A 19,456-nucleotide genomic window follows, 5' to 3' on the forward strand; every position below is an offset into this window, starting at 1 on the left:
CAGCCGCGGGCGCTCGCTCGTGGAGATCATGATCGCTCTGGTCATCGGCCTGCTGCTGCTCAGCGCGATCATCGCCTTTTACCTGTCGAGCCAGCGCAGCAGCCGGACTCAGGAAGGACTGCGCAGCGCCGATGACGGTGCTCGCTGGGCGTTGTCGGTCATCGGCGACCAGTTGCGTCTGGCCGGCCTGGGCCGCGTCGACCTGTCGCTGCTTGGCGCGCGACCCGTGACGTTCGACAGTGCACCGGTACAAGGGTGCGAGGGCGGGTTCTCCAACGTGGCGACGGGCGCGTGCATCGCAGTCGCGAACAGTAACCCGGACGCTGTCACGGTCCGCTACCTGCGCATTGACGGCTCCTTGTCCAGCACGACGGATTGCAATGGCCGCGCGATACCCGTCGCACGCGCGATGGCGGAGAACGCCTTTTACGTCGCGGGCAATACGCTGATGTGCAGGGGGTCGGACCAGAACACGACTGCACTGTCGACGCCCGAACCCCTTCTCGAGAACGTGCAGGACCTGCAACTGACCTATGGGCTTGCGCAGGATGCGGACTCAGCCAACGTCACGCAGTACACGCCGGCAAGCGGCATGGTCGCGGCCGATTGGAACCGCGTGGTCAGCGTGCGCGTATGCCTGCTGGTGTTCGATGCCACGCCGGCGAATGGGGATGTCGCTACGACTTACCGCGACTGCAACGACGCGGTGCAGAACGTTGCCGACGGCAGGGTGCGCCGCCGTTTCTACAGCAGCTTTGCGCTGCGCAACCGGGTGGGATAGATGAGCAGGCATCGGGCAAACCTTGGGCTCCCGGCGTCGGGCGGCAGGCGCCATGCAAGGGGCGTGGTACTGGTGGTGGCGCTCGTGCTCGTCGTGGTCATCTCGCTGCTGGCTGCCTGGAGCATGCGCGGCAGCCTGTTCGATGAACGCCTGGCCGGCAACAACCGAGACCACCAGGTGGCATTCCAGGCGGCCGAACTCGGCCTGCGCTTTTGCGAGGGCGTCGTTGTCACCGGACAACCTGCGGCACTGTTCAACCGCATGTACCGCAAGGACATGAGCAGCGTCGTGAATGCCAGCGCGCCCATCCTCGACAGCGCGGGCAATTTAAAGCTCGGCTATCTGGATGCCAACGGCAAGCAGTTCTGGGAAGTGCCGACCAACTGGGACACCAGCGTGAACAGCGAACCGAACACCAATGTCATCGTCGTCCCGGCGACCAGCGGCGTGACGCTGAGCGAGGCGGCCGCCACGCCAAGGTGCTTCATCGAGGAAATCCGCACCCCGTCCCGCGTGCGCAATCCGCAGACGGGCATGCCGATCAACATTCACTATCGGATCACCGCGCTGGGCACCGGTATCAATGCCCAGACCCAGGTCACGCTCCAGTCGGAGGTACGGCAATGACAGGCTATACCCGATATACCAAGGCGTTCCGCAGGGCGCTGGCGGCAACCCTGGCGGGGCTGATGGCTCTTGCGCCCGTGGCGACAAGCTTTGCCGCGGTGTCGCAGCAGCCGCTGATCTTTGCAACGTCGGTCGCACCGAACGTGATGTTCACGCTGGATGACTCGGGCTCGATGATGTTCGAGATCACGCCCGAGAGCCTGTCGCCGAACGGTACGGAGAGCAACTGGGACCTGACGCCGGACAGCGGTGGCTGGCTGATCTACGCATTCCCGCTGCCATCCGGCGGGCAGGTCTATTCGGCGAACGGTTCCGTCTATTCGGGCAACAAGGCGTCGGTCGTCAATTTCAGCAGCACATCGCTGGCGGCGGCGCGATACAGGACGGCGGCGCTGAACCTCTCTTACTACAACCCGGACGTGACCTATCGGCCGTGGTACGACCCTTCCGGCAATCTCAAGAATGCAGATCCGGCGAAGGCCTACTACAACCCGATGATGACCAGCAACGGTTCCATGAACCTGACGCAGGACAATACCGTCACGGCGTACTGGCTCAGCGACGACGGCAAGAGCTACTCAAGCAAGTCGGTGAAGTTCTATCCCGCGCTCTACTACCGCTACGACTCGACGCTGTCGGGCTGCAATAACAGCACCTCGAACCTGAAGTGTTTCAGCCGCATCGAAATCCGCTCTGGCTCCACGTATGCGCAGAATGGCAAACGCACCGATTGCGCGTCGAGGACTGCCTGCACCTACGCCGAGGAAATCCAGAACTTCGCCAACTGGTTCCAGTACTACCGATCGCGGATCCTGGCGATGCGCGCGGCCGTCGGACAGGCGTTCGCGTCGCAGAACCAGTCGATCCGCGTCGGCTATACCACCATCAACGACAACACCAAGTCGGGGAGCGGGTCGTACACGGGGATCAAGCGGCCCGTGGCACCGTTCGACGATACGAGCAAGGCTGCCTTCTATCAGGATTTCTATTCGCTGGACATCACCGCCAACGGTACGCCGCTGCTCGGTGCCATGGACACGGTCGGCAAGTACTTCCAGAATAATTCGCAGCCGTGGATCGAGTCGGCTGGCCGGCCGGAAAGCGCGTGCCGCGCCAGCTATCACATCCTTTCCACGGACGGCTACTACTCCGACTCCACGTCAGTCGGCGATGTGGACAGCACCAAAGGTTCCAGCATTGCACCGGTATCGGGCACCGCTTACCAGTACTCGCCAAAGAATCCCTATAAGGACAGCTACAGCAATACGCTCGCGGACGTTGCCATGAAGTACTGGGTCAACGATTTGCGCAGTGCCGAGAACCGTGTGCCGACCAACGCGCGCGACGAAGCCTTCTGGCAGCACCTGGTCACGTTCACGCTGGGCGTCGGCGTGAAAGGAACACTGGAGTCGGCTCCGGCCAACCAGCCCAGCAATCCCAATACGCCGCGGGCCGACGTGCTTTCGGCGATCCTCGACAAGCTGAAGGCAGGCACGATTTCCTGGCCCAAGGCTTCAACCAGCGACCAGACCAAGATCGATGATCTGTGGCACGCCGCCGTGAATGCGCGCGGCGACAACTACAGCGCGGGCGATGCGTCCGGGCTGACGGCGGCATTGAACAATGCGCTGTCGCAGATCGCATCGCGCAGCGGCTCGTCGTCGTCGGCCGCGACCAACTCGACCACGCTGAACACTGACACGGCACTGTTCCTGACGCGCTTCCGCTCCGGCGCGTGGACCGGCGAACTGTTGTCGCAAGCCTACAATCCTGACGACCAGGCCTTCTCCACGCTGAACTGGAATGCGTACCAGCAAATGCCTGCGGCGGGGAGCCGCAGCATTTACACGTGGTCCGCGGGCACCGCGCCGGTTGGCAAGCCATTCACGTGGGCCAGTGATACCGATACCTCGTTGTCCACGACGCAGAAGACCGCGCTCGGGGGCGACAAGGCAATGGTGGCCTACCTGCGCGGCGATACGACGCTGGAAAAGCGCAACGGCGGCAAGTATCGCGACCGCGTGACCGACAACGGCACCGGCACACTGGTGTCGAACATCCTGGGCGATATCGTCAATTCGTCGCCGATCTACGTGAAGGCAGCTGATTCGGGCTACGACTTCCTGAAGTCCACGGAAGGGCGCAGCTACTTCTCGTTCCTGTCTAACAATCGCGCCAATCGCCGCGCCATGATCTACGTGGGCGCGAACGACGGCATGCTGCACGGATTCGATGCGCTGACCGGCGTCGAGAAGTTTGCCTTCATGCCCAACCAGGCGATCGTCGGCGGAAACGCAGTGAAATCGCTGGCCTCGCCGGACTATATCCATCGCTTCTTCGTCGACGCGACGCCTGCTTCAGGAGACGCCTACTTCCAGCGTACCAGCGAGACCTCGGCCAGCTGGAAGACCGTGCTCATCGGCGGCATGGGTTCGGGCGGCAAGGCGATGTTCGCGCTGGACATTACCGATCCGGCGAATTTCGACGCCAGCAAGGTCATGTGGGAAATTTCGGGCGATACCGAAACCGACCTTGGCTACACCATCGGCACGCCGGTGATCGGGCGCCTGAACAGCGGCAAGTGGGTAGCGATCTTCGGCAATGGCTACGAGAGCGGATCGGGCAAGGCGGTGCTCTATGTCGTTGACCTGGCCAATCCCTTCGGTGCCGGCGGCATCCGCAAGATCTATGCGGACCCGAAGGAAACGGCTACGTCAGGCAACGGCAACGGCCTTGGCAGTCCGGAAGTGGTGTACGACACCAACCTCACCATCCAGGCGGCCTACGCGGGCGACCTGAAGGGCAGGTTGTGGAAGTTCGATCTTTCCGACACCAACCCGACGGCATGGGCAGCGCGCATGGGCACCACGCAAGGTGTGCCGCTGTTCACCGCTGTGGACGGCGTGAACAAGACGCCGGTGGCGCAACCGATCACCGCCGCGCCTACGGCGCTGATCAATCCGAAGGATCCGAAAAAGGGGTTCCTGCTGACCTTCGGCACCGGCCGCTTCTACGACACAGCAGACTCGGGTGCGACCGGATACAACTCGGTGTATGGAGTCTGGGACGATCAGACGACCACGGCCACCCGGGCAAATCTGCAACCCCAGACACTGACCTCGGGGAGCATGACCGTAGGCGGTGTGTCGCGCACGGTGTACACGCTCACTGGCAATACAGTGGATTACACCAAGCAGAAGGGCTGGGTCATCGACTTGCTGACGCAGGGCGAGCGCGTCGTCGTGAAACCGAAAGTGGACGCGGAGCGCCTGGTGATCACGACGCTGACGCCGTCCACCGACGAGTGCGTGGGCGGGATCAGTTCCAACCTGCTCGACTTCTCGGCACTGAACGGCTCCGCGCTGAACTATTCGGTACTTGACGTCAACAGCGACGGCAAGATCGACGCCTCGGACAAGGTGACGAACTCGAGCAACAAGTTATTGGTCGTCTCGGGTTTGTCCCAGCAAGGCAACTTCGGCTCGACCATCTTCCTCGGTGGCGGCGGAGGCGGCGGTGGGGGAGGGGGCGGCGGTGGAGGCGGAGGAGGGGGGGGCCACCTGAAAGTGGCCAGCGCGACAACCGGCGAGGTCATCAGCGTCGTCGAACAAGGCAACGTCGCACGCAACCGCCTTTCATGGAGGCAGATTTCGCAATGAACGCACGCACTCTGGCACACCGGGGTAGCACGGGTCTATGCCGCACCCGGCGCCTGGCTCAAGGCATGACGCTGATGGAACTGATGGCCGTCGTGGCCATCCTCGGCATCCTGGCCGCGATCGCCATTCCCAACTACACAGAGTATGTGCGGCGCGGCTACCGCGCCGACGCGCGCGGCATGATGACGGAAGCCGCGCAGGTGCTCGAGCGGTTCCGCTCAGTCAACGGGCGCTACAACCAGGACGTGGGCGGGAATGCTTTTGCGTTGCCGGCGGGGCTGCGGACGTCGCCGCGCGACAGTACGCGCGTGCGCTACAACGTTTCGATCGTTGCCAATTCGCTGACTGCGAACAGTTATCTGCTCCAGGCTGTTCCCGTGGATGCCACGGATGCCTGCGGCACCTATACGCTGGATCAGGCCGGCACGCGTCTGAATACCGTTGGCGCGAACCCGGCGGCGTACCTGCAGAATTGCTGGGAGCGCTGACGCCGAGGGGGCGGCCACGCTCTAGCGCTTGCTATTCCCTGACGTCACCTCGGCCAGCACATCGGAAAACTCGGCGACATCCTCAAAGCTCCGATACACGGAAGCAAACCGGATATAGGCGATCTTGTCGAGCTTGCGCAGTTCGCGCATGACCAGTTCACCGACCTGGCTGCTGGGAATTTCCTTCTGGCCGAGGGCGAGCAGCTTTTCTTCGATGCGGGTAATGGCCTCGTCGATGGCTTCAGCCGACACGGGGCGCTTGCGCAGCGCCAGGCGCATGGAATCCTTCAGCTTGGCGCGGCTGTAGTCCACGCGCGAGCCGTTCTTCTTGACGATGGCCGGAAAGAATAGTTCGATCCGCTCGTAAGTGGTGAAGCGGCGGTCGCAGGCTTCGCAGCGCCGGCGCCGGCGTACGGCATCGCCGTCTTCCGACATGCGGGTGTCGAGCACCTGGGTATTGGAATGTCCGCAAAAGGGGCATTTCATGCCTGACCACCTTCAGAATTGAGCCCGGCCGCCTTGGTATCTTGTCCTTCTATGGCAGTAGGGCAGGTTGGCGAGGCCCGCAAGCGGCGCGGTGGCGCGCCCGCGGGGCTGCCGGCCGCCCTCGCGGGCGGCCATGCACAGCATCAGCCGTAGACCGGAAAACGCTTGGTCAGGGCGGAAACCTGCTCGCGCACGCTGGCGATGTTGCCCGCGTCGTGCGGGTTGTCCAGCACGTCGGCGATCAGGTTGCCGACGATACGCGCTTCTTCTTCCTTGAAGCCGCGCGTGGTCATGGCCGGCGAGCCGACGCGAATGCCCGAGGTCACGAACGGCTTTTCCGGATCGTTCGGGATCGCGTTCTTGTTCACGGTCAGGTGCGCTTCGCCCAGGATGCGCTCGGCTTCCTTGCCGGTGATGTTCTTGGCGCGCAGGTCGACCAGCATCACGTGGCTTTCGGTGCGGCCCGAGACAATGCGCAGGCCGCGCGCGATCAGCGTTTCGGCCAGCACGGCGGCGTTCTTGACCACCTGTTCCTGGTAAGCCTTGAATTCCGGCGTCAGCGCTTCCTTGAACGCGACGGCCTTGCCAGCGATCACATGCATCAGCGGACCGCCCTGGATGCCCGGGAAGATCGACGAGTTGATGGCCTTCTCATGCTCGGCCTTCATCAGGATCACGCCGCCGCGCGGGCCGCGCAGGCTCTTGTGCGTGGTGGTGGTGACGAAGTCGGCGTGCGGCACCGGGTTCGGGTACACGCCCGCGGCGATCAGGCCGGCGTAGTGGGCCATGTCGACCATGAAGTAGGCACCGATCGACTTGGCGACCTTGCCGATGCGCTCGAAGTCGATGCGCAGCGCGAAGGCCGATGCGCCGGCGATGATCAGCTTCGGCTTCTTCTCTTGTGCCAGCTTTTCCAGCGCGTCGTAGTCGATGTCTTCCTGCGCGTTCAGGCCGTAGCTGACCACGTTGAACCACTTGCCGCTCATGTTCAGCGCCATGCCGTGGGTCAGGTGACCGCCTTCGGCCAGGCTCATGCCCATGATGGTGTCGCCCGGCTTCAGCACGGCGAAGTACACGCCCTGGTTGGCCTGCGAGCCCGAGTTCGGCTGCACGTTGGCGGCTTCGGCGCCGAACAGCTGCTTGACGCGGTCGATGGCCAGCTGTTCGACGATGTCGACGTACTCGCAGCCACCGTAGTAGCGCTTGCCGGGATAGCCCTCGGCGTACTTGTTGGTCAGTTGCGAGCCTTGCGCAGCCATCACGGCCGGCGAGGTGTAGTTTTCGGAGGCGATCAGCTCGATGTGGTCTTCCTGGCGCTGGTTTTCCTTCTGGATAGCGGCAAAGACCTCGGGGTCGATCTGGTCGATCGTATAGCGGCTGCGTTCGAACATGGCGAAACTCGTCTGAAAAAAGGGAATCCGATCACTGCATCGGGGTAGGGCGCGCGGGGAAAGCGATTGGCGGCCGACGCCGGCGGGTCGATGAACCGTCGGCGCAGGGCGCACCCTGCTTCCCATTCGCTGCCCAGGCGAGCGGCAGGCGTCTGAACTTCACGCCAGAGAACTTGCGCTTCCTCGTGGTAGTACCCACTGACATCGCCAGTCGCGCAAGGTGGAATGGTTGGCCGCAGTGTAGCGTGAGGCGGGGATTTGCCGCAAGCCGCGGCAAACGGCCCGCAACCCAAGCCCTGGCGCGCCCCGCAACTTGCTGTTGCAAACTCGTCCTGCGGGTTAACACCGAAGCTGTCGTGCTCTCCGTTACAATCCCGGCCATGACAAACTTTGTCTGGACCCTGCGCGTGTACTGGGAAGACACCGACGCGGGCGGCGTAGTGTTCTACGCCAACTATCTCAAATTCTTCGAGCGCGCCCGTACGGAGTGGCTGCGCTCGCTTGGTGTCGAACAGCAGGTGCTGGCCGATGAGGCCGGCGTGGTCTTTATCGTCCGCAGCACGGCAGTGGACTACAATGCGCCCGCCCGGCTCGACGACCAGCTTGAGATTCGCACGCGTATCGAACGGGTCGGACCGGCCTCGGTGCAGTTCGCGCAAGAGGCCTGGCGCGGCGAGACGTTGCTCGCCAGCGGCCAGATCCGCGTTGGCTGTGTCGACCGAAGCACTTTCCGCCCGTCTCCCATTCCCGCCCCTGTCCTGGCCACCATCAAGACCGCCCGATGAATCCCGTGACCGTCACGCAAGACCTGTCGATCATTTCGCTGGTGCTACATGCCAGCCTGCTCGCACAGGCCGTCATGGCGCTGCTGCTCGTCATGTCGCTGTTTTCCTGGACTTATATCTTCCGTAAGCATCTGGCGCTGCGCTCGGCGCGCACGCAGACGGAAGGTTTCGAACGCGACTTCTGGGCCGGCGGCGACCTGCAGGCGCTATATAACAGTGCCGTCAACAACCGGCACAACACCGGCGCCCTCGAGCGGATCTTCGAGTCCGGCATGGGCGAATTTTTGAAGGCGCGCGAGCGCGGCAACGAAGCCAGCGCACTGCTCGACGCCGCCCGCCGCGCGATGCGCGCGGCCTACCAGCGCGAAATGGACGTACTCGAATCGCACCTGCCGTTCCTGGCCTCGGTCGGCTCGGTCAGTCCCTATATCGGCCTGTTTGGGACCGTCTGGGGGATCATGAACGCGTTCCGCGGCCTGTCCAATGTGCAGCAGGCGACGCTCGCATCGGTGGCGCCCGGCATCGCGGAAGCCCTCGTGGCGACCGCGATCGGCCTTTTCGCCGCTATCCCGGCCGTGATCGCCTACAACCGCTACGCCACCGAAATCGATCGTCTGGCCATCCGGTTCGAAAGCTTCATGGAAGAATTCCTGAACATCCTGCAGCGGCAGACCCGCTGACCGATTGAACGCCCAGGAGACCAGCAATGGCAGCCATTCAGCGCCGCGGCGGATCACGCCGCCGGGCCAGTGCCGAGATCAACGTCGTACCGTATATCGACGTGATGCTCGTGCTGCTGGTCATCTTCATGGTGGCGGCACCGATCGTCAGCCCCGCCGTCGTCGACCTGCCGACCGTGGCCAATGCCACGCCGCAACAGAAGGCCCCGCCGATCGTCGTCACGGTGCGGGAGGACGGGGTCCTGACCGCGCGCGGCAAAGACAACGCCGGCAACTCGTTCGAGCACAAGCTCGACAAGAACGGCCTGCTCGATTTCGTGCACCAGCGCCAGAACGAGAACCCGGACCAGCCCGTAGTGATCGCCGCGGACCGCTCGGTCAAGTACGAGTCCGTGCTCGACGTCATGTCCGTGCTCAAGGCCGATGGCATCAAGCGTGTCGGCCTGATGGTGAAGTCAAAGTAGAACGCGCCGCCTGCGTGAGATGCCTGTCCGAATGCCGCGCCCCATGACGACCGCTGTTGCCTATCCTTACCAGCCGGTGAAGGAGCGGGGGACCCTGCGTTCCTTCCTGCTCGCGCTCCTCATGCACCTGCTGCTCGGCATCGTGCTGTACTACGGCGTGCATTGGCAGAGCAGCACGCCGGTCGGCTCCGAAGCCGAGTTGTGGGACGAAATCCCGGCCACGACCGCGCCGCCCCCGCCTCCGCCTGCGCCCGAGCCGGTGGTCCAGCCGCGGCCCGCGCCGCCGGCGCCCGAGGTAAAGAGCAAGATCGAGGAAGACGCCGATATCGCGCTTGAGCGCCAGAAGCGCCGAGCCGCCGAGCAGGCCGCCAAGGAAGAGGCTGCGCGCAAGGAAGCCGCACGCAAGGAGGCCGATCGCAAAGAGGCCGATCGCAAAGAGGCCGATCGCAAAGAGGCCGAACGCAAGGAAGCCCAGCGCAAGGAAGCCCAGCGCGAGGAAGCGGAGCGTAAGGAAGCGGAGCGTAAGGAAGCGCAACACAAGGAAGACGCGAAGAAGAAGGCCGCGCAACAGGATCAGCAACGCCGCGAGCAGGCCGAGCGCGAGCGCAAGGAAGCGGATGCCAAGGCAAAAGCCAAGGCAGAGGCCGACGCGAAGGCCAAGGCTGAAGCGCAGGCCCAGGCTAAGGCGAAGGCTGACGCCGAAGCCAAGGCCAAGTCCGAAGCTCAGGCGAAGGCCAAGGCGGATGCGGAAGCCAAGGCCAAGCGCGAGGCCGCAGCGAACGCGCAGCGCAAAGGCGAACTGGCGCGCCTGCAGGCGCTGGCCGGCGGTGCTGGTGCGGGCGGGCAGGGCGGCGGCGGTGTGGGCAATACCGCGGGCGCCGGTGCCGGCGGCGGTGGCAAGGCCTCGCCGGGTTACCCAGACCGCGTGCGCCGCCGCGTGAAGCCGAACATCGTGTTCACGGAAGACGTGCCTGGCAATCCGACCGCGGTGGTCTCGGTGCAACTGGCGCCGGACGGCTCGCTGATGTCGGCGCGCCTGTCCAAGTCCAGCGGCAATTCAGCCTGGGATAACGCCGTGCTGCGCGCGGTCGAGCGGTCGGATCCGCTGCCGCGCGACGAGAACGGCAAGGCGCCCGCGAGCTTCACCATCACTTTCCGACCCAAGGATTAAGTGATCCGGGCGCCATGAATTGCAACATAATGCAACCTTCATTAACCGGTGCCAGTCCCACCGCTACCATGACAGGTTGCCTGACGCGGCCGGCAGCGTGCGATCTGCACGCGGAACGGGCATGCGCCGTGCGCATCCACGCCTGTTCCGCTGTCTGCCTGCCGTGCCCGATGAATCTTGAAATCGACTGAGGAGCAGCATGCGAAAGCTTTGGGCCCCCAACTGGCTGTCCGCGAAGCGGCACCACGCAAACCAGGCCGCGACCCGATTGATTGGCCGGCACGCACTGATGGCCTGGCTGGCCGCCGCGCTGGCCTTGTCCGCCGGCGCCGCACAGGCGCAACTGAACGTGGAGATCTCCGGTGTTGGCGCGAGCCAGATCCCGGTCGCCACGGCGAATTTCCAGGGCGAGGCCCAAGCCCCGCAGAACCTAACCGCCATCATTCGCAGCGACCTCGCGCGCAGCGGCCGTCTCCGCAACGTTGATCCGGGCGGTGCCACGGTGGCCGAGTCGGCCAATGTCGATCTCGGAAGCTGGAAAAGCCGCGGCGCCGATGCCTTCGTTGCCGGCAGCGTGACGCCTTCGGGCAATGGCCAGTACGAGGTGCGCTTCCGCCTTTACGACACCGTCAAGGGCCAGAGCCTGGGCGGGCTGGCGTTCAACGTCAACCAGGGCCAGTTGCGTGTCACGGCTCACAAGATCGCCGACTACATCTACGAGAAGCTGCTCGGCGAGCGTGGCGTGTTCGCGACGCGCCTGTCCTATGTGTCGCGTGTCGGCGGCCGCTACCAGTTGCTGATCTCCGATTCGGATGGCCAGAACTCGCAGGTTGCGCTGACCAGCAACGAGCCGATCATCTCGCCGTCGTGGTCGCCGGACGGCCGCCGCGTGGCCTATGTCTCGTTCGAAGCCAAGAAGCCGGTGGTGTACGTGCACGACCTGGCCACGGGCAAGCGCACGCTGGTGTCGAACCAGAAGGGCAATAACAGCGCGCCGTCGTGGTCGCCCGATGGGCAGCACCTGGCCGTGGCGCTGTCGCGCGATGGCAATACCCAGGTGTACCAAGTCAATGCCGATGGTTCGGGTATTCGCCGCCTGACCCGCAGCAGCGCGATCGACACCGAGCCGCAGTATTCGCCTGACGGCAAGAGCATCTATTTCACCAGCGACCGCGGCGGTGCACCGCAGGTCTATCGCATGCCGGCAGGCGGCGAGGAAGCGGGCAGCGCGCAGCGCGTGACCTTCAAGGGCAGCTACAACGTGAGCCCGCGGATTTCGCCGGACGGCAAGTATCTGGCGTACATCACGCGCTCGGGCGGCTTCAAGCTGCAGCTGCAGGACCTGACCAACGGCGACGTCACCTCGCTGACCGATACGTCCAATGACGAAGCGCCGAGCTTTGCCGCGAACGGCAAGTACATCCTATACGCCACCCGCGTGGGCGGCCGCTCGGTACTGGCGGCGGTGTCCACTGACGGGCGTACCCGGCAGGTTCTGTCTCTCCAGTCCGGCGATGTCCGCGAGCCGTCCTGGGGTCCTTTCATGCAATAACGCAATAACAGGAGTCTCTCGCCATGCCCCAACTGATGACTAAAACCCTTGCCGTCGCCGCCCTGCTGGCCCTAGGTGCCTGCAGCTCCGGCGTGAAGCTGGACGACGCCGCCAATGCCGGCGCCAACAAGGGCGGCACCGGTGCCGATGCCCGCACGGTGCAGCCGGTGGACGTTTCGCGTGACCCGCTGAACGATCCGAACAGCCCGCTGGCCAAGCGCAGCGTGTACTTCGACTTTGATAGCTACAGCGTCAAGCCCGAATACCAAAGCATGCTCGGCGAGCACGCCAAGTACCTGGGCTCGAACAAGGGCCGCAAGATCCTGATCCAGGGCAATACCGACGAACGCGGTACCAGCGAGTACAACCTTGCCCTGGGCCAGAAGCGTGCCGAAGCGGTGCGCCGTTCGCTGGCGACCATGGGCGTGTCCGATAGCCAGATGGAGGCCGTGAGCCTGGGCAAGGAAAAGCCGAAGTCGACGGGCCACGACGAAGCCGCCTGGGCCGAGAACCGCCGCGCCGACATCAACTACTGATCTGATCCGCGTACAGGCCATCCATGAAAGCACGCGTTTCCACCCTGTTGTGGCTTGCCGCCGTTTCCGGTGCAGCCATGCTGCCCCTTGCTCCGGCCCGTGCCGGCGTGTTCGATGATGACGAGGCGCGCCGCGCCGTGATCACCCTGCGCGACCAGTTCAACGGTTTCCAGGCGACCGCGACGCAGCGCATCGAGCAGAACAGCCGCACGACGATCGACATCCAGAACCAGCTGGAAGGCCTTCGCCAGGAGGTCGCCCGGCTGCGCGGCCAGAACGAGGTGCTGCAGAACACGGTGGAAACGCTGCAAAAGCAGCAGAAGGACTACTACGCGGACCTCGATGCGCGCCTGAAGAAATTCGAGCCGCAGCAGGTCACCGTGGAAGGCCGCGAGGGCACGGTCCAGCCCAATGAAAAGCCCGAGTACGACGCCGCGCTCAAGCAGTTCCAGGCCGGCGACTTCAAGAGCTCCGGCAATTCGTTTGCGGCGTTCGTCAAGAAGTATCCGCAGAGCCCGTACCTGCCGCTCGCGCAGTATTGGCTTGGAAATGCTCTTTACGCGCAACGCGACTACAAGGGCTCGACCACCGTGCTGCAGAACATGCTGCAGGCGAACCCGACGCACCCGAAGGCGCCCGATGCCATGATCGCCATCGCCAACAACCAGCTGGAGTCCGGCCAGAAGGCTGCGGCGCGCAAGACGCTGGAGCAGGTGGTGGCCAAGTATCCGGGTACCGAAGGCGCGCAGGCCGCAAGCAACCGGCTCAAGACGCTGAAGTAAGCCGGTACGGCACCAGATTGACTGCAAAGCCCGCGTTCAGCGGGCTTTTTTCCGTCTCGCGCTAAAATACGCGATTCGCCTGCAATTTTCGCGTGCCGCCTGCGCGGCGCGACTGCCATCATGACCAAACGCGCCATTGTCCTGCTTTCGGGCGGGCTTGATTCCGCCACCGTTCTTGCCATGGCCAAGGCCCAGGGCTTCGAGACCTATGCGCTGTCGATGCGCTATGGCCAGCGCCATTCTTCCGAGCTTGATGCGGCCAAACAGGTCGCCAGCGCGCTCGGCGCCGTGCGCCACGAAATCGTCGACCTGGACCTGCGCCGCTTCGGTGGCTCCGCGCTGACCGACGACAAGCTCGACGTGCCGACCGGCGGCGCGTCGACGGGTATTCCAATCACCTACGTGCCAGCGCGCAACACCATCATGCTGTCGCTGGCACTCGGCTGGGCCGAAGCCGTTGGCGGGCGCGACCTGTTCTTCGGTGCGAACGCCGTGGACTACTCGGGCTATCCTGATTGCCGTCCCGAATACGTCGCAGCCTACGAGACGCTGGCCAACCTCGCCACCAAGGCCGGCGTGGAGGGTGACCGCTTCCATGTGCATGCGCCGATCATCGACATGACCAAGGCCGAGATCATCCGCGCGGGTATTCGCCTCGGTGTCGATTACAGCATGACGGTGTCATGCTACAAGGCCGACGACGACGGCCGCGCCTGCGGCGTCTGCGATTCCTGCCGTATCCGCCGCGCCGGCTTCGAAGCAGCCGGTGTTCCCGACCCGACTCGTTACCAGAACGCCTGAGCAGCCCCCAGCTTTTTCTTCATCGCCCCCGACATGCCCGAGATCGATATCGCCGCGCTTTCGCGCACCGTGCTGCTGAGCACTTTTGTCCTGACCTTCCTGTTCGGCGCCATCCTGCAGCGCACGCACTTCTGCACCATGGGCGCGGTCTCGGACATCGTCAACATGGGCGACTGGAGCCGCATGCGCATGTGGGGCCTGGCCATCGGCGTGGCGATGATCGGCACCGGCGTGCTGGCGTGGGCCGGGCTCATCGATCCGACCAAGACCATTTACGCGGCGAACAAGCTGGGCTGGCTGTCGGCGCTCTCGGGCGGCCTGATGTTCGGCTTCGGCATGGTGCTGGCCTCGGGCTGCGGCAGCAAGACGCTGGTGCGGATCGGCGCGGGCAACCTCAAGTCCCTGGTGGTGTTCGTATTCCTCGGGCTGTCCGCCTATATGACACTGCGCGGCCTGTTCGGCGTGGTGCGCGTCAATACCGTTGACGCGGTCTCGGTCACGTTGCCGGTCACACAGGATCTGCCGTCGCTGCTGTCGCAAGGCACCGGTGTCGCGCGCGGCGCGCTGCAGCTCGGGCTAGGCCTGGTACTTGGTGGAGCGCTGGTGGTCTGGGCGCTCGTGGCACGCGGTTTCCGCACGTTCGACAACATGCTCGGTGGCGTCGGCGTCGGCCTGATCATCGTCGCGATGTGGTACGTGTCGGGGCACATCGGCTATGTAGCCGAAGATCCGAACACACTGGACGAGCTGTTCGTCGCTACCAACAGCGGCCGCATGGAAAGCCTGAGCTTCGTGGCGCCGTACGCCTATACGCTCGACTGGCTGATGATGTTCAGCGACAAGAGCAAGGTGCTGACCATCGGCATCGTCAGCGTCTTCGGCGTGATTGCCGGTGCGTCGGTGTATGCGCTGGCTACTCGCACATTCCGCTGGGAAGGGTTCGGCAATGCGGAGGACGTCGCCAACCACATGATCGGGGGCATCCTGATGGGAGCAGGCGGTGTGACGGCGCTCGGCTGCACGGTGGGGCAGGGGCTGTCCGGCGTGTCGACGCTGGCCATCGGCTCGTTCATCGCCTTCGGCGGCATTCTCGCGGGCGCAGTGCTGGCATTCCGCTACCAGATATGGCGCCTTGAGCGCATGGCATTCGCCTGAGCCGGTGATCCATGCTTGACACATCGGGAAGTGTGTCACTATAATCGCGGTTCTGTTTTTTCGGGTCGTTAGCTCAGTCGGTAGAGCAGCGGACTTTTAATCCGTTGGTCGCGTGTTCGAGTCACGCACGACCCACCAGCATTTCGAAGGGCCTGTGGCGCAAGTCACAGGCCCTTTTTGCATTGTTGCGCGCCGAGCCACACCGCCCGTTGGCCCCATACGGGCTGCAAACACTAGGCCACTCCCCACCAGAGTGTGGACAAGTCCGTATTAACCTCTTCGAGTTAGAGACATCGCCCATCCCGCCACGGACAATGAACAGCAATCCTGGCAGCAAGGTTGTGTCCCGCCACGCTGCCGGCGCCCCAACCGTCGGAAGTCCTATGCGGCAAGCAGGCAAGTCTTTGCCGGGCGATGTGCATGCATTGCGCGTTATCTGGCCGTTCGTTCCTGTGGTCATCGCGCTGGCGCTGTTTACCATCGCCAGTGTCGACGTACTGTCTGCCGCGCGCGCCCTTGTTGCGGGTGAGAGTCAGTGGTCCAGGGGCCAGAAGAACGCCGTCATGCACCTGCTGCGTTATGGCGAAGACCGCGACGAGGCCGATTTCCGGGCTTATCTATCGGATATTGCCGCGCCGATGGGCGACCACCGTGCGCGCATCGAGCTGGATCGCGACAAGCCCGACTACGAGCGCGCGCGTGCCGGCTTTCTCGCGGGCGCCATCCACGCCGACGACATCGCGGGCATCTTCCGTCTCTACCGCAACTTTCGCCATGTCGAGGAAGTGGATGCGGCGATCCGCATCTGGGCGGAAGGCGATCGCGAGATCGCGGCCCTGCATGAGCAGGCGATGGCGCTGCGTCAACTGGTTGCCGAGCCCGGCTGTGGCGTCGCGTGCGTCGAGCCGGTGTTGAAGGGCATTGTCGCCATCGACGCACGGCTGACGCCGCTCGAAGCGGCGTTTTCGCAGCAGTTGGGCAAGGCGTCGCGGCGCGTAACACGATGGCTTACAGTCGGTGCAGTCGTGGTCGCATTGGCGCTGCTGCTGTCCGGCATCCTGCTTTGCCAGGGACGGCTGCGGCGCGAACGCCGGCTGCGTGAAGCGCTGGCCACCAGCGAGGAGCGTCTGCAACTGGCCGTGGGCGGCAGCAACGACGGGCTGTGGGACTGGGATGTGCGCAGCGGCAAGCTGTATTTTTCGCCGCGCTGCGCGCAGATGCTCGGGTTCGAGCCGGACGCCTTGCCGCACGCGCGGGAGACGCTGCTCGGCCTGCTCCATCCAGCTGACCTGAATGGCTTTGACGACAAGCTCTGGCGCCATCTGCGGCGCGGCGATCCGTACGATGCCAACTTCCGGTTGCGTACGAGCGGCGATGGCTATCTGTGGGTCCGCGCACGCGGCCGGCTCGTACGTGGCGACGATGGACGAGTGATGCGCATGGCTGGTTCGCTCACGGATATCTCCGAGCACAAGCGCTACGAGTCCCAACTGTTCGCCGAGAAGGAGCGGGCCCAGGTCACGCTGCAGGCAATCGGCGATGCCGTGGTCACCACCGACGTCTGGGGCCGCATCGAATCGCTAAATCCGGCCGCCGAGGCGTTGACCGGCTGGCGCGAGGAAGAGGCGCGCGGCCGCCTGCTCCAGCAGGTTTGCGCGCTTTGCGACGAGGGCAGCGAGGCGCCGCTGCGCAACCTGGTCGCGCTGGCGCTGCAGCAGCGGTGGCCCGGCATGACGGCATTGCTGACCGGCCGCGGCGGGCGCACGGTGGCGGTGAAGCCATCGGTCGCGCTGATTCGCGACCGCTCGGCGCAGGCGATCGGCGTCGTCGTCGTGCTGCACGACATCAGCCACGAGCGCGAACACGCGGCCCGGCTGGCGCACGAAGCCAGCCACGACGCGCTCACTGGGCTGGTCAACCGGACCGAGTTCGAGCGCCGCCTGGCGGCAGCGATTGCGCGGGTGCGGGTCACCAGCGGCACGCATGCGCTGATGTACCTGGACCTCGACCAGTTCAAGGTTGTGAACGATACCTGCGGCCACGCCGCCGGCGACGAACTGATTCGCCAGATGGCGGCGGTCATGCGCGCCCAGTTGCGCAAGGGCGATACGCTCGCACGGCTTGGCGGCGACGAATTCGGCATTCTGCTCAAACATTCTCCGGCGCCGGACGCAGAGCGGATGGCCGAGTCGCTGCGGCGTGCGGTGGCCGGATTCCGCTTCACTCACCGTCAGCGCACCTTTGCTGTGGGCGTCAGCATCGGCCTGGTGGCGCTGGACGGCGACACCGGCGGCGTGGCGGAAGCAATGAGCGCAGCCGACGCGGCCTGCTATGTGGCGAAGGAGAATGGCCGTAACCGGGTGCAGGTCTACCATCCGCAGGACAGCGTGGTACAGGCGCGCCATGGCGAGATGGAGTGGGTCAGCCGCGTGCACGCGGCGCTCGCGGCCGGACGGTTCTGCCTTTACGAGCAGGAAATCGTTCCGCTGAACGGTCAGCGGCAAGGCGGAAAGCACGTCGAACTGCTGCTGCGTATGGTCGACGAACGCAACCAGCTGGTGCCGCCGATGGCGTTCGTGCCAGCGTGCGAACGCTATAACCTGATGCCGATGATCGACCGCTGGGTGGTCGAAACGGCGTTCGCCACGCTGGCTCAGCGGCGCGCGGAGTCGGCTGAAGACATTGCGCTGTGCGCGATCAACCTGTCAGCATCTTCGCTGGCCGATGTCCGCTTCCCGACGTTTATCCGTGAGCAGGCGCAGCGGACTGGCGTCGCGTTGAGCGGCATCTGCTTCGAGATCACCGAAACAGCCGCGATTTCCAACCTGGCGCAGGCCGCAGCATTCATCGAGCAGATGCAGGCACTGGGTTGTGTATTCGCGCTGGACGATTTCGGCGCCGGCATGGCGTCGTTCATCTATCTCAAGCACTTGCCGGCCGCCTACCTGAAGATCGACGGCAGCTTCGTGCGCGAGATGCTCGAGGATCCGGTCAACCAGGTGATGGTGGAAGTCATCCAGCGCATCGGCCATGCGATGGGCAAGAAGACGATCGCCGAACATGTGGAAACCGAGGTCGAACTCGCGCGGCTGCGCGAGCTGGGGGTGGATCTGGTGCAGGGCCACCACATCGCGCCGCCCGTGCCGTTCCTGCCAACGCCGAGGCAGGCAATGGCGACGATCGGCGAGGCACGCGGACTCGAGGCCCTGATGACGAACTAACGTACGAGGGGATCGCGGAATCCCGTGTCGAGCGGCGGCTTGGCGTCGCCGTTGATGGCGGGCGGCACAGCCTGGCTCTTGGCCTGGCGCCAGGCGTTGTAGGCCCAGTAGGCGGCACCTGCGGCGGCACCGATCTTGGATGCCTTCCACGTCCAGCGCAGCACCGGCGTGCGGCGCAGCAGCGGCAGGGCGAGCGTGACAGCCGTGCTGAGCAGCGGATAGTCCTGTGCCAGGCCGAGCACCTTCATCAACGAAGCCGGCCGCACGGCGCGCGGCAGCAGATTGGCGAAGCTGCCCAGGCGCCTGGCGCCACCTTTGACGTCATGCAGCGCTTTCAGCAGATCGTGGCGCTCCAGTTCGGCGCGTGTCAGTAGCAGTTCCTTGCGGACGTCGAGCGGCAGCCGCACTTCCCGCGCGTAACGCACGGGGCGAGGATGCTCGCGACGGGGCGGTGTGCCGGCGCCCGGTCCGGATTCCGGAGTGTTCATCGGCGCAGGGTCTCCCGATCTTTGTCGATTTCCGCCAGTGTTGCCTCGAACATCGGCGGGGCGTTGCGCACCAGGTGTCGGGCGAATGCCAGGCAGCCGGCGGACAGCACGAGATAGGCGATTACCAGTCCGACCAGGGCTTGCCAGCGGTAGGTGTCCCAGAACAGGATCGCGATCAGCGCGGTGAAGGTCACCAGCGCAATGCCGAAGAAAACCAGCCCGAAGCAGGCCAGCAGGCCCACTTTCATGAGCCGTGTGCGCTCCTCGGCGAATTCGACGCTGGCGAGTTCCAAACGCGTCTGGACCATAGCAACCAACGAACCGGCCAGGTTGCGCACGGATTCCATTAACTTGGGTGAAGAGGATTCGCTCATGCGGCTCCGGCGAGG

Annotated in this window: 18 protein-coding genes, 1 tRNA gene and 1 riboswitch; of the genes, 15 read left to right on the top strand and 4 right to left on the bottom strand. The window is 64.5% G+C overall.

Going from position 1 to position 19,456, the window contains the following annotated elements; translation table 11 throughout:
- Positions 1-28 precede the first annotated feature (28 nt).
- Genes ACIGJG_RS03905 through ACIGJG_RS03920 form a run of 4 tightly spaced genes read left to right on the top strand, consistent with a single transcriptional unit; the run spans position 29 to position 5,555 of the window.
- Positions 29-781, top strand: a complete 753-nt coding sequence (locus ACIGJG_RS03905) for a PilW family protein (RefSeq protein WP_166486987.1) — start codon at positions 29-31, stop codon at positions 779-781.
- A complete protein-coding gene (locus ACIGJG_RS03910; RefSeq protein WP_011296971.1) occupies positions 782-1,408 on the top strand; it encodes a pilus assembly PilX family protein in 627 nt (208 codons plus the stop codon). It begins immediately after the preceding gene.
- Positions 1,405-5,067, top strand: coding sequence for a pilus assembly protein (locus ACIGJG_RS03915; protein ID WP_483672793.1), 3,663 nt, complete (start codon positions 1,405-1,407; stop codon positions 5,065-5,067). The genes ACIGJG_RS03910 and ACIGJG_RS03915 overlap by 4 nt, the downstream gene beginning before the upstream one ends.
- Complete coding sequence (locus ACIGJG_RS03920) at positions 5,064-5,555, top strand: type IV pilin protein (protein ID WP_011296973.1); 492 nt, start codon at positions 5,064-5,066, stop codon at positions 5,553-5,555. The genes ACIGJG_RS03915 and ACIGJG_RS03920 overlap by 4 nt, the downstream gene beginning before the upstream one ends.
- Before the next feature lie 21 nt (positions 5,556-5,576).
- Here ACIGJG_RS03920 and nrdR read toward each other — a convergent pair whose 3' ends face one another.
- Complete coding sequence (gene nrdR, locus ACIGJG_RS03925; RefSeq protein WP_011296974.1) at positions 5,577-6,041, bottom strand: transcriptional regulator NrdR; 465 nt, start codon at positions 6,039-6,041, stop codon at positions 5,577-5,579.
- A gap of 143 nt (positions 6,042-6,184) precedes the next feature.
- On the bottom strand, positions 6,185-7,432 hold the full coding sequence (glyA, locus tag ACIGJG_RS03930; RefSeq protein WP_011296975.1) for a serine hydroxymethyltransferase: 1,248 nt from the start codon (positions 7,430-7,432) through the stop codon (positions 6,185-6,187).
- A gap of 124 nt (positions 7,433-7,556) precedes the next feature.
- Positions 7,557-7,657, bottom strand: a riboswitch (ZMP/ZTP riboswitch).
- 155 nt (positions 7,658-7,812) lie between these two features.
- On the opposite strand from glyA, the gene ybgC reads away from it, so the two are divergent.
- The 11 genes from ybgC to ACIGJG_RS03985 all read left to right on the top strand — a co-directional run bounded on the left by ybgC (position 7,813) and on the right by ACIGJG_RS03985 (position 18,579).
- Complete coding sequence (ybgC, locus tag ACIGJG_RS03935) at positions 7,813-8,217, top strand: tol-pal system-associated acyl-CoA thioesterase (RefSeq protein ID WP_011296976.1); 405 nt, start codon at positions 7,813-7,815, stop codon at positions 8,215-8,217.
- Positions 8,214-8,897, top strand: a complete 684-nt coding sequence (gene tolQ, locus ACIGJG_RS03940; RefSeq protein ID WP_011296977.1) for a protein TolQ — start codon at positions 8,214-8,216, stop codon at positions 8,895-8,897. The genes ybgC and tolQ overlap by 4 nt, the downstream gene beginning before the upstream one ends.
- 26 nt (positions 8,898-8,923) lie before the next feature.
- The gene (gene tolR / locus ACIGJG_RS03945; RefSeq protein ID WP_011296978.1) at positions 8,924-9,361 is read left to right on the top strand and encodes a protein TolR; all 438 of its coding nucleotides are present in this window, start codon (positions 8,924-8,926) and stop codon (positions 9,359-9,361) included.
- 43 nt (positions 9,362-9,404) lie between these two features.
- Entirely contained in the window at positions 9,405-10,532 is a 1,128-nt protein-coding gene (gene tolA / locus ACIGJG_RS03950) for a cell envelope integrity protein TolA (protein WP_483672794.1), read from the top strand.
- Between the two features lie 199 nt (positions 10,533-10,731).
- Positions 10,732-12,084 carry a Tol-Pal system beta propeller repeat protein TolB gene (gene tolB / locus ACIGJG_RS03955; RefSeq protein ID WP_011296980.1) on the top strand — a complete coding sequence of 451 codons (1,353 nt, stop codon included), beginning with the start codon at positions 10,732-10,734 and terminating at the stop codon, positions 12,082-12,084.
- A gap of 23 nt (positions 12,085-12,107) precedes the next feature.
- Entirely contained in the window at positions 12,108-12,620 is a 513-nt protein-coding gene (pal, locus tag ACIGJG_RS03960; protein ID WP_011296981.1) for a peptidoglycan-associated lipoprotein Pal, read from the top strand.
- 23 nt (positions 12,621-12,643) lie between these two features.
- On the top strand, positions 12,644-13,402 hold the full coding sequence (gene ybgF, locus ACIGJG_RS03965; protein WP_011296982.1) for a tol-pal system protein YbgF: 759 nt from the start codon (positions 12,644-12,646) through the stop codon (positions 13,400-13,402).
- 120 nt (positions 13,403-13,522) lie between these two features.
- Positions 13,523-14,203, top strand: a complete 681-nt coding sequence (queC, locus tag ACIGJG_RS03970) for a 7-cyano-7-deazaguanine synthase QueC (protein ID WP_483672795.1) — start codon at positions 13,523-13,525, stop codon at positions 14,201-14,203.
- 33 nt (positions 14,204-14,236) lie between these two features.
- Positions 14,237-15,358 (top strand): YeeE/YedE family protein, encoded by a 1,122-nt coding sequence (locus tag ACIGJG_RS03975; RefSeq protein WP_011296984.1) that lies wholly within the window; start codon positions 14,237-14,239, stop codon positions 15,356-15,358.
- Between the two features lie 62 nt (positions 15,359-15,420).
- Positions 15,421-15,496 (top strand) — tRNA-Lys (locus ACIGJG_RS03980).
- A gap of 245 nt (positions 15,497-15,741) precedes the next feature.
- Complete coding sequence (locus ACIGJG_RS03985) at positions 15,742-18,579, top strand: EAL domain-containing protein (protein WP_483672796.1); 2,838 nt, start codon at positions 15,742-15,744, stop codon at positions 18,577-18,579.
- Here the strand turns inward: ACIGJG_RS03985 and ACIGJG_RS03990 are convergent.
- Together ACIGJG_RS03990 and ACIGJG_RS03995 are read right to left on the bottom strand one after the other, a co-directional pair.
- Positions 18,576-19,067: a DUF3318 domain-containing protein gene (locus tag ACIGJG_RS03990; protein WP_011296986.1), complete on the bottom strand. Its 492-nt coding sequence runs from the start codon at positions 19,065-19,067 to the stop codon at positions 18,576-18,578. The two genes, ACIGJG_RS03985 and ACIGJG_RS03990, sit on opposite strands and share 4 nt — an antisense overlap.
- Positions 19,064-19,441 (bottom strand): phage holin family protein, encoded by a 378-nt coding sequence (locus ACIGJG_RS03995; protein WP_011296987.1) that lies wholly within the window; start codon positions 19,439-19,441, stop codon positions 19,064-19,066. The genes ACIGJG_RS03990 and ACIGJG_RS03995 overlap by 4 nt, the downstream gene beginning before the upstream one ends.
- Positions 19,442-19,456 lie beyond the last annotated feature (15 nt).

The sequence above is a fragment of the Cupriavidus sp. C1SS-2L genome (genome assembly GCF_057073735.1).